At 39.9% G+C, this 13,802-nt stretch carries 13 protein-coding genes; 4 read left to right on the top strand and 9 right to left on the bottom strand.

What is annotated here, in order from left to right:
- Positions 1–93: 93 nt before the first annotated feature.
- From JOC77_RS09550 to JOC77_RS09560, 3 genes are all read right to left on the bottom strand, one after another.
- Positions 94–927, bottom strand: coding sequence for a carbohydrate ABC transporter permease (locus JOC77_RS09550; RefSeq protein WP_204542622.1), 834 nt, complete (start codon positions 925–927; stop codon positions 94–96).
- Positions 928–962: 35 nt separating this feature from the next.
- Positions 963–2,030, bottom strand: coding sequence for a carbohydrate ABC transporter permease (locus JOC77_RS09555; protein WP_239558692.1), 1,068 nt, complete (start codon positions 2,028–2,030; stop codon positions 963–965).
- 71 nt (positions 2,031–2,101) lie between these two features.
- Positions 2,102–3,412, bottom strand: a complete 1,311-nt coding sequence (locus JOC77_RS09560) for an ABC transporter substrate-binding protein (protein WP_204542626.1) — start codon at positions 3,410–3,412, stop codon at positions 2,102–2,104.
- A gap of 225 nt (positions 3,413–3,637) precedes the next feature.
- Here JOC77_RS09560 and JOC77_RS09565 point away from each other — a divergent pair, with 225 nt between their 5' ends.
- The gene (locus tag JOC77_RS09565; protein ID WP_204542365.1) at positions 3,638–4,486 is read left to right on the top strand and encodes an MBL fold metallo-hydrolase; all 849 of its coding nucleotides are present in this window, start codon (positions 3,638–3,640) and stop codon (positions 4,484–4,486) included.
- A gap of 266 nt (positions 4,487–4,752) precedes the next feature.
- Here JOC77_RS09565 and JOC77_RS09570 read toward each other — a convergent pair whose 3' ends face one another.
- A complete protein-coding gene (locus JOC77_RS09570; protein ID WP_204542368.1) occupies positions 4,753–4,941 on the bottom strand; it encodes a zinc-finger domain-containing protein in 189 nt (62 codons plus the stop codon).
- A gap of 18 nt (positions 4,942–4,959) precedes the next feature.
- Positions 4,960–5,616: a ribonuclease H family protein gene (locus tag JOC77_RS09575; protein ID WP_204542370.1), complete on the bottom strand. Its 657-nt coding sequence runs from the start codon at positions 5,614–5,616 to the stop codon at positions 4,960–4,962.
- Between the two features lie 178 nt (positions 5,617–5,794).
- Here JOC77_RS09575 and JOC77_RS09580 point away from each other — a divergent pair, with 178 nt between their 5' ends.
- Together JOC77_RS09580 and JOC77_RS09585 are read left to right on the top strand one after the other, a co-directional pair.
- On the top strand, positions 5,795–6,178 hold the full coding sequence (locus JOC77_RS09580) for a reverse transcriptase-like protein (protein ID WP_204542373.1): 384 nt from the start codon (positions 5,795–5,797) through the stop codon (positions 6,176–6,178).
- A 13-nt stretch (positions 6,179–6,191) separates the two neighbouring features.
- Positions 6,192–7,130, top strand: a complete 939-nt coding sequence (locus JOC77_RS09585; RefSeq protein WP_204542374.1) for a DMT family transporter — start codon at positions 6,192–6,194, stop codon at positions 7,128–7,130.
- 356 nt (positions 7,131–7,486) lie between these two features.
- Here JOC77_RS09585 and JOC77_RS09590 read toward each other — a convergent pair whose 3' ends face one another.
- Positions 7,487–7,750 (bottom strand): DUF6123 family protein, encoded by a 264-nt coding sequence (locus tag JOC77_RS09590; RefSeq protein WP_204542376.1) that lies wholly within the window; start codon positions 7,748–7,750, stop codon positions 7,487–7,489.
- A 96-nt stretch (positions 7,751–7,846) separates the two neighbouring features.
- On the opposite strand from JOC77_RS09590, the gene sspL reads away from it, so the two are divergent.
- Positions 7,847–7,984, top strand: coding sequence for a small, acid-soluble spore protein L (sspL, locus tag JOC77_RS09595; RefSeq protein ID WP_101645056.1), 138 nt, complete (start codon positions 7,847–7,849; stop codon positions 7,982–7,984).
- Positions 7,985–8,026: 42 nt separating this feature from the next.
- Here sspL and JOC77_RS09600 read toward each other — a convergent pair whose 3' ends face one another.
- The 3 genes from JOC77_RS09600 to JOC77_RS09610 all read right to left on the bottom strand — a co-directional run bounded on the left by JOC77_RS09600 (position 8,027) and on the right by JOC77_RS09610 (position 13,724).
- Complete coding sequence (locus JOC77_RS09600; RefSeq protein ID WP_204542378.1) at positions 8,027–8,926, bottom strand: 5'-3' exonuclease; 900 nt, start codon at positions 8,924–8,926, stop codon at positions 8,027–8,029.
- A gap of 260 nt (positions 8,927–9,186) precedes the next feature.
- Positions 9,187–10,020: a sulfurtransferase gene (locus JOC77_RS09605; protein ID WP_204542380.1), complete on the bottom strand. Its 834-nt coding sequence runs from the start codon at positions 10,018–10,020 to the stop codon at positions 9,187–9,189.
- Between the two features lie 17 nt (positions 10,021–10,037).
- Positions 10,038–13,724, bottom strand: coding sequence for a dynamin family protein (locus JOC77_RS09610; RefSeq protein WP_204542382.1), 3,687 nt, complete (start codon positions 13,722–13,724; stop codon positions 10,038–10,040).
- Positions 13,725–13,802: the final 78 nt, after the last annotated feature.

Below are 13,802 nucleotides of genomic sequence, written 5' to 3' on the forward strand. Positions count from 1 at the left end.
CCTGTTTCTGATTTTCTGTTTCTATTTTAACATCAAATCAAAAAAACGGAGTGATGAACTCACTCCGTTTTTGAAAATACTGTTTGTTTATTTTTATCCTTTAGTACCTGAAGAAATATTGGATCCTTCAATAAAGAACTTTTGAAATAAGAAGAAGATTAGCACCGTTGGCAGCAGGATCATAACTGACATGGCCATCAGGTAATTCCATTGTGTCTGTACGGAACCTTTAAAGGTCTGTAAACCTAATTGAATGGTATATAAACTTTCTTCATTCAAATAAAGCAGCGGTCCTAGGAGGTCATTCCATGAACCATTAAAAGAGAAAATAGCTACAGTAATAAGTGCAGGTTTTGTCAGCGGCAGCATAATATGCCACCAAATTTTCAAATGGCCGGCACCATCCATAATCGCTGCTTCAATAAATTCATTTGGAATGGTCATCATAAACTGCCTTAAAAGGAATATGAAAAATGCACTTCCCAAAAATGATGGTACAAGCAGTGGAAGATAGGTATTGATCCAGCCCAGTTTAGAAAAAAGCATATACTGCGGGACCATTGTAACAAATCCTGGCAGCAGCATCGTTGATAATACCACAATAAACCAGAAATTACATCCTTTAAATTTCATTTTCGCAAAGCCATAAGCTACTAATGAATTGACAAAAACACTTCCAATCGTGCCAACAACTGCAAGGAACACAGAATTTAATGCCCATCTGGTGAAAGGGCCGGTAGTCCAAGCTTCTACATAATTAGAAAAGTGAAACTTCTCCGGAATAAACGTGGGCGGGAATTGCGCTATTTCTTCCGGTGATTTTAGGGAGGTGGAAATCATCCACCATAATGGAGTCAGCAAGGCTATACTTCCTGCAAGCAGGAAAAATAAAATGATGCTATTTTTGATACGTCGTCTAAATTTCATAGTCTGATAGAATTTAGGTGTTTCTGCGGCTGCTTTCACTTGTTGTCTCCTCCCTCGTAATGGACCCAGCGTTTTCCGAACTTCAGATTAAATATCGTAAGAATCATAATAATGATGAATAATACCCATGCCATGGCTGATGCGTAACCCATGTCAAATACTTCAAACGCATTGTTCCACATATGAAGATTATAGAATAGTAGTGAATGGGCCGGGCCACCGTCTCCGTCCTTCGACATTACATAGGCTTCCTGGAAAATTTGAAAAGCACCAATCGTACTAGTGATAATGTCAAAGAAAATAATAGGTGTAATCATTGGCAGAGTGATATGGAAGAACTTTTGAAAGATGTTTGCTCCATCTAAATCAGCTGCTTCATATAAGGTGGTTGACACCCCCTGTAAACTAGCAAGGTATAAGAGCATACCGCCTCCTACACTCCAGAGCTTCATGAAAATTAATGCAGGCTTTGTCCAATTTGGATCAAACAGCCATGCCGGCCCTTCAATTCCCACCCAGCTAAGAACTAGATTAACAAGGCCTGTTCCCGGGCTTAACAGCTGCATCCATAGGAAGTATACCGCTACCCCTGATAAAACAGCCGGCAAATAATAGATTGTACGGAAAATTTTCATTCCCTTGATCTTTGAATTAAGAAGAACTGCAATGAAAATAGCTCCCGCGGTTGTCATTGGAACTGAAAATAAAACAAAATACACAGTGTTCCAAAGAGAAGTCCAAAATAAGTCGTCGGCGGTAAACATTTTTTTATAATTGTCCAGGCCCGTAAAAGTCATTTCGGAAGTAATATTATAATCCGAGAAGCTTACAACGAGGGAAAATAGAAGCGGCCCTGCGGTTAATAAGAAGAATCCAATTAGCCAGGGAGATATAAAACCGTACCCTATGAGGTTTTCTCTGAAGGATTTTGACTTAAATCGATTTAATTTTGATACAGGTTTTCCAGCTGTTTTATTGACGGCCAAGGTTATATGCTTTTCAGCGGTTTTAGTCTTTGTTAATGATACAGGCTTTCCGGAAATAGTTTCCGTGCCGCTGTCAATTCCATGCAGTATGTTTTCCCTAGCTCCTTGCTGTTGCATTTTCTTTCCCCCTAATTTGTTAAAAGAAAGAGAAGCCGCTAAGACTTCCCCTTCTTTCCATTATTTTCTCTTTATTTTCTCTTAATCTTTTTGACGTCAGCTTCAGCTTTTTTCAATGCAGCTTTAGCATCTGATTTACCCAGCATTACTGCATCTATCTGCGGGTTAATTCTGCTCATGAAATCTGGGTAGTTAATTGGTATCGGTGCTAATTGTGTATCTTTAAGATTTTTCAGGGATTCGGAATAAACCATCTTCTCCTGCCCCTTCATACCTTCAGCAACACTTTCTGCGGCCTCTTTATTTGCAACATTGTCATAGTTTTTGACTGCCCAGTACTTCTGTGCTTTTACATCAGTCAAATACTTGATGAATTCTGCTGCTTCTTTCGGATGTTTAGATCCTTTTGGCACCTCAAGAACGAAACCTCCGCCATCACTCCAGTTTCTGGCTCCTTCTTTATAAGCAGGGATAGGCGCTACTCCGAAATCTAATTCTTTTCCTGAATCACGAATTTGGGTATAGAATGTTCCTGTATCTGTGTACATAGCTACTTTTTCGGCTACAAATGGATTTGTCTGGCCGTTCGCAAATTCTGCATCCCATTTTTCAATGGTCTTCTTGCCGTAGCGTTTCTTCCAATCAGCGAGCCAGGTTAGAGCTTCTGCTTTTGCTGGTGTATTAATAGATAGCTTATCTCCATCAAAGAAGTTTTTGCCTTCATCTGCGTTTCTCATCCAGCTCGGAGCCCCATAACCGCCCCAGAGCGGGTAAAAGCCGATTCTTTCATAGCTGCTGCCTTTTTTAACATCAAGCTTCTTAGCGTATTCCTCAAGCTCTTTCCATGTTTGAGGCGGCTTGTTCGGATCAAGGCCGGCCTCTTTGAAGGCTTTTTTATTGTAGTAAAGGAGGCGGGTATCTGTATTAAACGGCGCAGCATAAGGCTTGCCATCATATAGAACGGTATCCCATAAATGCGGATAAAATCTATCCTTCATATTGTCATCAAAATACTTCGATAAATCGGTACTCTGGTTATTCTTCGCTCTATGCGAAACATCGTTAATATCAGTAACGACGACGTCAGCCGGGTTGCCAGCTGCAACAGCCGCAAGGTTTTTTGTCCAGATATCTCCCCATGGAACAAACGTGTGTTTCACAACCACTTTATCCTGCGATTTATTATAATCATCAATCATTTTCTCAATGACAGGTCTTCTTGTTTCAGAACCCCAGAAAGACCAGAATTTCAAGGTAACTTTCCCGTTGCTGTCTGCAGCGGATCCAGAAGAATTTTGTCCAGAACAGCCAGACAGGATCAAACTTATCAGCATAATTGCAGATAATAAAATGGATAATTTCTTTTTCTTTTTCTTTTTCATCTTCACCAAAAACCCCCGACAATATTTTTTGTTTTGTGCTATTACGCACGCGTGTGTCTAATTGTTAAATACCCAGTTTTTTTGTAGATAAACCTCGAATTTTGACATTCATTTTAAAAACAAGTAAAAACGGCATAATTTCTTTCGGATTGGGCCAGCGCTGCATATTTACCGTAAAAATAGGGAAATTGAATAGATATGCTTTCTATAAAAGGAGGAGCTTTTATGACTGATGAACCTTTAAAAAGATTTATACCTGTAACATCCATTTCAAGCGGGACGATTGAGTCCGTAGTGCCTGACGTGTTCTCTTATACAAACCAGGTTGTTAACTTATTTTTCGTTAAAGTCAACCCTTCAAGCAGCGAATGGGTTTTGGTGGATGCCGGCATGCCAAGGTCCGGTGATGAAATAATGAAAGCGGCCCGGGATCTGTTTGGGGAAAACACCTGCCCAAAGGCCATCGTACTCACCCATGGACATTTTGATCATGTGGGAGGGCTCGGGGATTTGCTAAGCGAGTGGGACGTGCCTGTTTATGCTCATGCCTTAGAGCTTCCCTTTTTAACCGGCGTACAGAATTATCCAGAGCCGGATCCGACTGTAGAAGGGGGCATGGTAGCAAAAATGTCTAAGATGTTTCCAAACCAAGCCATAGATTTATCCGGGAAGGTACAAATGGTTCCAGAGAATGGGCATGTGCCTGAACTGCCTGACTGGAAATGGATCCATACACCCGGCCACTCCCCCGGCCATATCTCGCTTTTTAGAGTGGCAGACCGGACACTTATAGCCGGAGATGCCTTTGTTACAGTACGTCAGGATGAACTATATAAAGTACTAACACAGAAGAAGGAAATAACGGGGCCGCCAAGGTATCTTACAACGGACTGGAAAGCAGCAAAACAATCTGTAAAAACCCTTGCGGAGCTAGAACCTGAAACAGCTGTTACAGGGCATGGAATGCCTGTGTTCGGAGAAGAATTGAAAGCAGGCTTAAAGGATTTAGCAGCGCAATTTGATCAGATTGCAGTTCCATCTCATGGGAAATACGTTGACGGAGACAAACATTAGGAAAAAAATAATGGCTTCTGCATATAATTGCAGAAGCCACAGGCTGTCGACAAAGTCGACAGCTATTTTTTTTAATAATATTTAACCCTCAATATATAGTGCTTAACTTTAAGAAAAGCCACCATATATGCAAGAAATAAATTGACAAACCTCATTTTTCGCGACAAAGTTTGTTTGAAATTGATTTTGTCTACACTCTGTGGCTTCTGCATATAATTGCAGAAGCCATTTTAGTAAGCACCTTCAAGCCATAAAACCCTGAAATTTTATATTTTTGCTGTACGGAGCTTTTTTCCTGCTTCCTTCAGCTTTTCACCCACCGTACATTCTGAAATACAAAATTTATGGGCATAAGCTTTTCCCTTTTCTTTTCTGTGATGGGACTTTAGAAAGCATCCTGCACAGTAAGATTCCAAAATCTCATCTACCTCAGAAAATATTTGTTTCCGATCCATAAATTATCTCCTTATACTTTAAATTATCTCTATTTTACTTGATATGAAGGTACGGCCAAGGGCTTGAGTAGCCAGTTTATCAGCTTCCTGGTTTTCTTTTCTGCCTATTACACTGTATGTTGGATGAATCCCAAGTTCACGTATTTTTTGCTCCACCCGGTCGAGCCACCTGTTTAAATTCTCTTCAAAGCATGGCCACTCTCCTGAAAGCTGATTCAGCACAACCTGAGAATCCCCTTTAAAAGTGCAAGGCATATTACGGACTCCAAGTTCTTGAAGTTCCTGCAGAGAATAGTACAAAGCAGCATACTCTGCTTCATTATTAGATTCAAGAGCTTCAAGTATTTTATTGGCCCTTATTCTCCACTTTTTTCTGCTCTGTGTAAAGTATATGACTACACCTGCTCCGGCTAAACCTTCTTCCTTTAAGAAACCTCCATCAAAATATACAGTGATATCCTGAGGCTCATCTACAATCTCTTCCATTAGCTTTTTCAATTCCTTTTTTGACCATACCGTTCCTGATTCGTCTTCAAATTCAAACTCAAAAGCCCTCCCTGACTTTTCGAGATCGTCGGTGATCCTTAGGGCATCATCTGCTCCGACGTAATCTGAGTGAAAGACGGCATTTCCTTTTTTGGGGTTTTTATAATTCCAATGAATAATCACTTTCATATTCAGGCCTCCTCATTCCGGGACAATTAACAGAGCTTTTTTGCATATCTCATTTATATATCACTGTTTCTATTAATTTAACCCTTTTAGCGTAAATGATTTCAAAAGACAAGAAATGTTATTCATTCGGCCAGTATGTTACACTCTAATCAGAATTTACATAGGAGGATGACTCACTTTGGTTGAAATTTATATTGACGGTGCAAGTGCAGGCAACCCTGGGCCAAGCGGAGCAGGAATCTTTATTAAAAATGAGGGCCAGACAGAAATTTTCTCCATTCCCCTTGGAATAATGGAAAATCATGAAGCTGAATATTGGGCTTTAATAAAGGGCCTGGAAATCTGTATTGAACGAGAATACAGCTTTGTATCTTTTAGAACAGACTCTGATCTTATCTTTCGTTCTATGGAGAATGAGTTTGTAAAAAACCGAAAATATACTCCCCTGCTCGAAAAGGCCTTAACCTTATCTAAGAAGCTCAATTTGTTTTTTATTAAATGGGTCCCGAGAAGTGAAAATAAAGCCGACGCATTAGCACGTAAAGCCATCCTGGAGAATTAGAGGAATCTTCATCATGAAAAAGTCACTATACGCCGACATCTCCCTTCTGCTGGTAGCACTAATATGGGGAGTTTCTTTTGTATTGGTTCAAAATGCAATCAGCCATCTGGAGCCTTTTAGCTTTAATGCCATTCGGTTTCTTATTGCAGCCATTTTTTTAATCATCTGGCAGCTGTTGAAAAAACAAACTATACTCCAATTATTTTCCAAAGATATTTTATCAGCCGGGATGAAGATTGGTTTCTGGCTTTTCTTAGGCTACGCACTCCAAACGATTGGCCTTTTATACACATCCCCTGCAAAAGCTGGTTTTATAACAGGCCTTAGTATAGTTATTGTACCAATTCTATCACTGATCCTGATGAAGCAAATGCCTTCTATAAACACAGCTGCTGGAGTGATCGCAGCAACTGCAGGCCTATATATGATGACCATGCTCGGGGAAGCGAGCTTCACAAAAAGTGATATGCTGATATTAATCGCATCCTTCAGCTTTGCCATGCATGTGGTGACCACTGGTAAATATGCAAAAGATTACCCGGTCTTCCCGCTGACGATTATTCAGCTTTCCGTTGTGGCCTTGCTTTCAATTGTGTGCGGTTTGTTTTTTGAAGAACCCGCACATAATTTTAGTTTTTCGACACTATTTCGCCCGGAGGTATGGCAGGCTCTCTTTATAACCAGTATTTTTGCAACAGCGGCGGCCTTCCTCGTTCAGACTCATGCGCAGCAATTCACTTCGCCAACAAGAGTTGCTCTTACGCTTTCAACTGAACCGGTATTTGCGGCCATTACATCATATATATGGATTCATGAGATCTTATCTGTTTATGCCATCATTGGCTGTATCCTGATATTTTCAGGGATCATTTTATCAGAGCTTCCTATAAAGAAGAAGCCAAGAGACAGCAGTATTTTAGAAAGCCCACGTAAAAGATCAGCTGACAACTAAGAATAGACTTAAAAAAGCCAAAACCCGTTTGGTAAAAATAGCAGGCTAATGGCAAAGGCCAGCGAAAAGTACCCGCTCATTTAGTCAACGGCTATAAATGAGCTAGAGAACAATTCTTAATTAGGCTACTTTTAAGGTGTCACTACACCATTTTTTCTGGTAATCCCTTCTTCTGAAGTGTTCATCCTATATTTTATGGGGGTACTTTACCATTTAGGAGGGGAAATCCAAATATTATGGGCATATTAGATATTTTCGAGGGGTATGAAATTGCTCTTATTGGCTGACCAGCAAAGGATCTTATGTAAATAAAATATTAAAAAACCGGGAATCCCTTTTCCCGGTTTCTTTATGTATTAAATTAATTTTCGTTCAACAGCAAAGTTTGTTGCTCTTCTTTTAGAAGTTATCTTATTTTGAACAAGTGATTCCAGCAGGGAGATGTAAAAGCTCCCATCAAATCCTTTTTGTGCTTTAAGTGTTATTTCAATGGCTATATTTACAATAGTATCACTTGCATTTGTATAATGCTTGCCAAAATAAATAAAGCCAATAGCGTCATCGGCAAAGCAGAAGCCTTTTGCTTCTAGATCATATAAATAATCTTCAACTGTTTTCATTCTGGAGTGAATCCCTTCGAGAATAATATACCAGCTCCACTATCTATCATAATAAAGTACAAATAAGGAATAAATAAGTTTTAGGAGGTGGATAAAATGACTAAAAAAAATAACAAAAACCGTGGAAAAGCAAGTCTTGGTGTAACCCCACAGGGCTATGCTGAGGACGAGAGGGCTCATGATCCTAAGACAAAACTTGAGAACGCTGCCAAAAAGGACAATACAAGAATATAAAACGGCAGGCAGGGCTGATATATATCATCCCTGCTTCCTGTTTTAGGCTAAATATCTATGCATCCCTCTAATTTCGTAGTCATTCAACATTTCGGCCACCGTGGATTTGTTGTATTCCCATTTGGCATGTTCAAGCGGGCAAGCAACCGGAACATCGCATTTGATTTCGGCAAGCTGTCTGGATAAATGAAGCATCTCAACCGCAGCTTCAATCTTCTCTCTCTGCGTTTTCGTCAGAGAAAGAAGGTTTTCTAAGATTCCCTCGATATTTTGATAAGCCTGGAGAAGTTTAAGTGCCGTTTTCTCGCCAATCCCTTTAACTCCAGGATAGTTATCTGAAGGATCACCCATCAATGCTTTTAAATCGATCATCTGCCTTGGTGTTATACCTTTCCAGTCAAGAAAAGACTGTGTATCGTGAACTTCATAGTTGCCAAAACCTTTTTTAAGCAGAACTACTGAAATGTTTTCTTCAATCAGCTGCAAAAGATCCTGGTCGCCTGTAAGGATAAAAACCCTGCTTGACGCTTTCGCTTCCTTTGCTAAGGTCCCTATGCAATCATCCGCTTCGTATCCATGCAGCCCTATATTAGGAATATCAAAAGCTTTTACTGCCTCTTTTACAGCATCAAACTGTGGAAGCAGCTCTACAGGAGCTTCAGGACGATTGGCTTTATATTCTGTAAATATTTCAGATCGGAATGTTTTGCTGCCCATATCCCAGCAAACTGCAACATGAGAAGGCTGAAAATGGTTAACTGCTGTTAACAGATGTTTTAAGAATCCCTGGATCGCGTTAGTAGGCATTCCTTTAGAATTTATCATAAACTGTCCGCTCATAGCAGTCGCATAAAAAGCACGGAATAACAATGCCATTCCGTCAACCAGCATAAGGGAAGGCAGCTTTTCCTCAGATTTTATTTCAATAAATCGATTTTCCATACCTTACACCTCTTTATAAATTTTAAAAACTGCCGTCCGCCCATCCATACAGAAGGCAGCCTGGCAGTTTCTTTATAGTTAAATAATAGACGGCACTATCTATTTTAACACATATTTACATCATAAAGGGGATATTTTTTCTTATTGCTGCTGCCTTATACTGCGCCAGAAACGCCTCTCAGCCAAATGGGATCTATCTAGCTTTCGTTTTGTCCTTTTAACCTGTATAGATAGTTTGTGAAATTATAAAGGTACAAAAATCAGGAATCGGTTTCTATAGGGTTCCCTTCATAAGAAATGTAATCACTAAAGCTTCCTATATACACACTCACATATTGATAGCCTGCCATTTTTAAAGCAATATAGTTAGGTGCTGCCGTTACACCCGAACCGCAATAGACCACAATTTTTTGGTTTTTATCTATTCCTCTAAATCTGTCCTTCTGCTCTTCGGCTGATTTAAATCGGTTATTTGCAATTGCATCGAGCCAGACCTTATTAATCGCTCCTGGAATATGGCCCGAAGCCTTATCAATTTTCTCTTCTTCACCCCGGAACCTTTTTTCTTCTCTGGAATCTATTAAAATAAGCTCTGCTTTTTTTTCAGTGAACTGTTTAATCGTCTCATAATTTGTCAGCAAGTCTTCCTGCAGATCCAAAGTAAATTCTTTGGCCGCATATTGGGGAACTGCAGAAGTAACAGGATATCCGGCCTGCACCCAGGCGTGGTAACCGCCATTCAGCAAATACACTTTCTCATGCCCGGCATACTTCATCATCCAATAAAATCGGGACGCAAAAGCATAATCGCCGCCATCGTAAACAACCAGGGTGTCATTATTGCCAATCCCTGCTGTTTTAAGTTTTTCAGCAAACTTTCTCATCTCAGGCAGGGGATGACGGCCGCCATGATCTTTTACTTCACCAGATAAATCTTTTTCTAAATGAAAATAGACAGCACCCGGAATATGGCTAAGCCTATAAGCTGACTCACCCTGATCCCTGTGACCCAGGGTAAACCTGCAATCAACAACTCTTATTTCGGATTGATCAAGATTCTCAAAAAGTTCTTCAATCTCCATCAGAAACTTCATTCCAAATCCCCCCAGAATTAATTCGGTACAGTTAGCTTCAATAGCTCCTGTAAGCAATCTTCATAAGCTGAAGCATTTCCGGTGTCATCTAGAGCATTCTTGTATCCGTTATAAATATCTTCAACTTCCCTTATCAGCTTCTGCTTTAATTCATCCTGCGTTTGCACATATTTCTGCCCGTAATAATCGAAAAGCCTGCTGCCATGTTTCAATATATATTCAGATGCAGGTTGGTCAAGGGAATCACGAAGAGCGCTGTTCATTTTTGTTTTCTCGTTCTTTTCAAAAAAGCTCTTAGGGTTCTTAAAATAAGATAGTTCTCTTTTAAAGCTCCCTTCATTCAGTCCTTCAAATGCAGGTTTAAATTCTAAGACATCAAACGATGAAGGACTAAAAGCAGCTGCTTCTACCGCCTGCCGGTTTTCTTTTATTCGGGATATCCAATTGCTATATTTCTCATTCAGCAGTTTATTAATATAATTTTCTGTCCGCAATGATGTTGCCCGCATCTCCTGCGAGAAGTCAAAGCCCAACGAAAGCAGCAAGCTTTTAAGAGCCATGTTCAATGCCTGTTTCATGTCTCTTCCATCGTCCTTTAAGGCTGCGGGATTAAACGATTCTTTAAAAAAGTCATTAAAGCGAAGAAATACTCTTTGTTTACTATAGTAGGCAAGCTCTTCTATTTCCTTTTTTATTCTGGATAAATCCATCTTCCCGGTTTCTTTATTTATGAAGGCCTTCAAATCGTTAAGCTCGCTGGCCAGCTGTATTTTCTGGTTTTGCTTACTTTCTTGATCAAGCTTGGAAGCTGATATTACCTCTCTAAGCATTTTTTCGGCCCTGGCTAATAAGCTCAGGGATGCGGAAATGACCATTTCTGTTAAATCGTTTTCTAAAAAGTCATCAAAGACAGACTCAAAATCCCTAAGTCCGCTATTAGAAAGAAAATGTCCCTGTAATACAGGCTGACCCAGTTTTTCGTCGAGAGCTGCTTTACTGGAAATAGGATAAATCTTAGGTGACCGGATTTGAAAATTCGCTAGCTGCTCCTTCATATATTCCATTACTTCAGTAAGTTCTTTTTGAGATGAAGCAAGATCCACAGCGTTTACGATAAAGAACATTTTGTCCATAGAAAACGAATCTTTAACTCTTCCCAGCTGAATTAAAAATTCCCGGTCTGCCTTAGAAAATGGGTGGTTATAGTAAGTGACGAATAACACGGCATCTGAATTCTTTATATATTCAAACGCAGTCCCTGTATGTCTTGCATTAATGGAATCTGCTCCTGGTGTATCCACAAGGATAATCCCTTTTCTGGTTATCTCACAATCGTAATAAAGCTCTATTGTGTCCACTAGACAAGATTTTTGTTCAGAGGCGGCAAATTCCCTAAACTCATGTATATTCACTACAATTTCAGTTCCCAGCTGATTTTTAAACTGCGGCAGCCCTTCATGAAATGCCCTTATGAAAGAAAGCTGTGCATTTTGCATTCCATTCCCCACGGATTTCCCTAAAAGTCTGGATGCATGCTGATACGCTTCCTCCAGAGAAACAGCTGTAACATTAAATGCGGAAAGGGCCATTGCCATGTCTTCCAAAAGCATCTTTTCTGTCTTTAGCTTGACTCGTGCCGTAGCATGAGGGTTAGCATCATCTGGTGGACAGATCTTATTTATAGCGGCTGTCGTTGGATTGGGTGATACAGGAAGTACCCTTTCTCCCAGGATGGCATTGGCAAATGAAGATTTACCTGCACTGAAAGCCCCGAAAAGTGCAATGGTGAATGTTTGATTCTCAAGCCGTTCGGCACTAGCTTCCATATCTTCGGACAGATAGCGGAATCCTTTTATATTCTTCAGAATGGAAGAGGCATCTGCAAGATTTTCGGCCAAATCTTTCATTCTGGCTTTGCCGTGCTCCCTAGCACTTCTATTTTCTTTCTGAATCAATATTTTTTCAGTTACTGGCTTTTCAACTGACATAGAAGTTTCCTTCTCTAGTTCATCACCAACGATGACATGATAATCATTTTCCTCCCCGTCCCATTTCCGAAGCAGACGATTGAGGATTTCCTTAGGCAATGCCTTGTCTTTCGCTTCTAAAATCCTGTTTAACTCTGACTTTTTCTGCTGGAGAAACTTCTCAGACGCTTCTACTTTTTGAAACGCCTCAGTAAAAGCATTTACACTTGCCATTTCCCCGCTTTTCTCAGTCAGCAGTCTATTCTGCTGCTTCACAAGTGCAGATTTAAATTGTTCCAGGAATTCTAAAGCATTCTTTTTCGTAATCCTCCTAAGCACATCAGCTAATTCATTGGTAAAACTTAGAACATATTCACCGGTTATACTTACTTGTGGTTTAACAATATCCGAAATCATGTGATCCGAGAGCTCCAGAGAAATCCCCTGTACCTCAGCCTCTAAATCCTCATCGGATAGACCGCTTTCATTAAGCATTAAAATAGAGAGTTCTTTTATATGACGTTCAAGCTGTGTCTCGAGCTTCTCATCCAGTTCCTGTTTTAACCTATTGAACCGGCCTGCACGCTCTTGCTCCGTTTTCCCTTTTGAAAACAGCAGTCCAACCTTAAAATCACGTTTAGTTGATTCCAGATATTCTTTTGCCAGCTCCCTTGTTTCTGCCGGCATTAAATAAGCATTTTTTAGGATCATTTCTAATTTTGATTTGAACTTTTCAATTAGAGATTCAGGATAAAGAAGGATCTCCCGTTTTTCAATCTCAAGAGCCTCCAATTTAGCCAGCATTTCCTGTTTGGCTTTCTCGTTGTAACCTTCTATTAGACTGTAAAATATAGTATTTTCTTCTTTTACACGGCTTTCCTGCCATTTCAGGTGCTCATGTATAATCTGAATAGCGGAATGATAAGCAGATTCTATAAACACACTTCTATCCTGCTTTGAAAAAACAGAAATCAATTCACTGATCTGCGCAAAATCATTATGCGGGAGGTCAGGGTATCGAACAGATGTGTAATAGATCGCCTCCGGTTTTACTTCCCAATTAAGAAAGCCTTCTTCAACAGATTCTTTAAATTGGCTAAACTTTAGCTCTGTTTCATCGTGTTTATCAATTTGGTTTATGATTAGATACAGTTTTTTATTCGCAGAAAGAAGCTCTTTTGTAAATAGGAAATTCACTTCTGACTGTACATGATTATAATCCATAACGTAGAAGACGATATCAGCCAGATGCAGGGCGTCCTCTGTAGCGATTCGGTGGGCATCATCAGCAGAATCGATACCAGGTGTATCCATTACCGCGCAATTATTCTCCAGCGGAAAGCGCTTAGTGCTTATTTCAATCGAGGAGATGCTGTCTCCGTTTTTACAAAAGCTTTTTACCTGTTCATAATCGTAAGGAGCAGGATATAGATAGGGTTTCCCTTCGTGAAAATAAACTTTTGCGTACTCTTCTCCCTTTTTAACTTTTACGATATTTGCACTGGTAGGAATTGGACTAGAAGGGAGCATGTCATGTCCAAGCAAGGAATTAATCATGCTGGACTTTCCTGCAGAAAAGTGCCCGCAAAAAGCGATTAATTTCTCGTCCTGCCTTACCTTTTGGATTAGCCCTTTTATTTTATTTGCGTGCAATTCATCTTTTGCAGCCGATATGTGCAGATACAATTCAGCTAACGACTCAAGAAGTCCATGTTGATCTGTAATAGTATGGTTCATAGATAGTTCCCCTTGTCAGCTTGGCTTTCAAACAACTCAGTATTATTTTAATCGATAATTATGAAAAAGGGAGTAATT

The sequence above is a fragment of the Peribacillus deserti genome, from assembly GCF_016909175.1.
In the GTDB taxonomy this organism is placed as follows: Bacteria; Bacillota; Bacilli; order Bacillales; family DSM-1321; genus Paraperibacillus; species Paraperibacillus deserti.

Bases quoted from the DNA above. Each gene is read 5' to 3' on its own strand.
- JOC77_RS09585 (WP_204542374.1), top strand. From the start codon at position 6,192: ATGAAAAAGTCACTATACGCCGACATCTCCCTTCTGCTGGTAGCACTA.
- JOC77_RS09555 (WP_239558692.1), bottom strand. From the start codon at position 2,030: ATGCAACAGCAAGGAGCTAGGGAAAACATACTGCATGGAATTGACAGC.
- JOC77_RS09560 (WP_204542626.1), bottom strand. From the start codon at position 3,412: ATGAAAAAGAAAAAGAAAAAGAAATTATCCATTTTATTATCTGCAATT.
- JOC77_RS09590 (WP_204542376.1), bottom strand. From the start codon at position 7,750: ATGAAAACAGTTGAAGATTATTTATATGATCTAGAAGCAAAAGGCTTC.
- JOC77_RS09610 (WP_204542382.1), bottom strand. From the start codon at position 13,724: ATGAACCATACTATTACAGATCAACATGGACTTCTTGAGTCGTTAGCT.
- sspL (WP_101645056.1), top strand. From the start codon at position 7,847: ATGACTAAAAAAAATAACAAAAACCGTGGAAAAGCAAGTCTTGGTGTA.
- JOC77_RS09575 (WP_204542370.1), bottom strand. From the start codon at position 5,616: ATGAAAGTGATTATTCATTGGAATTATAAAAACCCCAAAAAAGGAAAT.
- JOC77_RS09565 (WP_204542365.1), top strand. From the start codon at position 3,638: ATGACTGATGAACCTTTAAAAAGATTTATACCTGTAACATCCATTTCA.
- JOC77_RS09570 (WP_204542368.1), bottom strand. From the start codon at position 4,941: ATGGATCGGAAACAAATATTTTCTGAGGTAGATGAGATTTTGGAATCT.
- JOC77_RS09605 (WP_204542380.1), bottom strand. From the start codon at position 10,020: ATGAAGTTTCTGATGGAGATTGAAGAACTTTTTGAGAATCTTGATCAA.
- JOC77_RS09600 (WP_204542378.1), bottom strand. From the start codon at position 8,926: ATGGAAAATCGATTTATTGAAATAAAATCTGAGGAAAAGCTGCCTTCC.
- JOC77_RS09550 (WP_204542622.1), bottom strand. From the start codon at position 927: ATGAAATTTAGACGACGTATCAAAAATAGCATCATTTTATTTTTCCTG.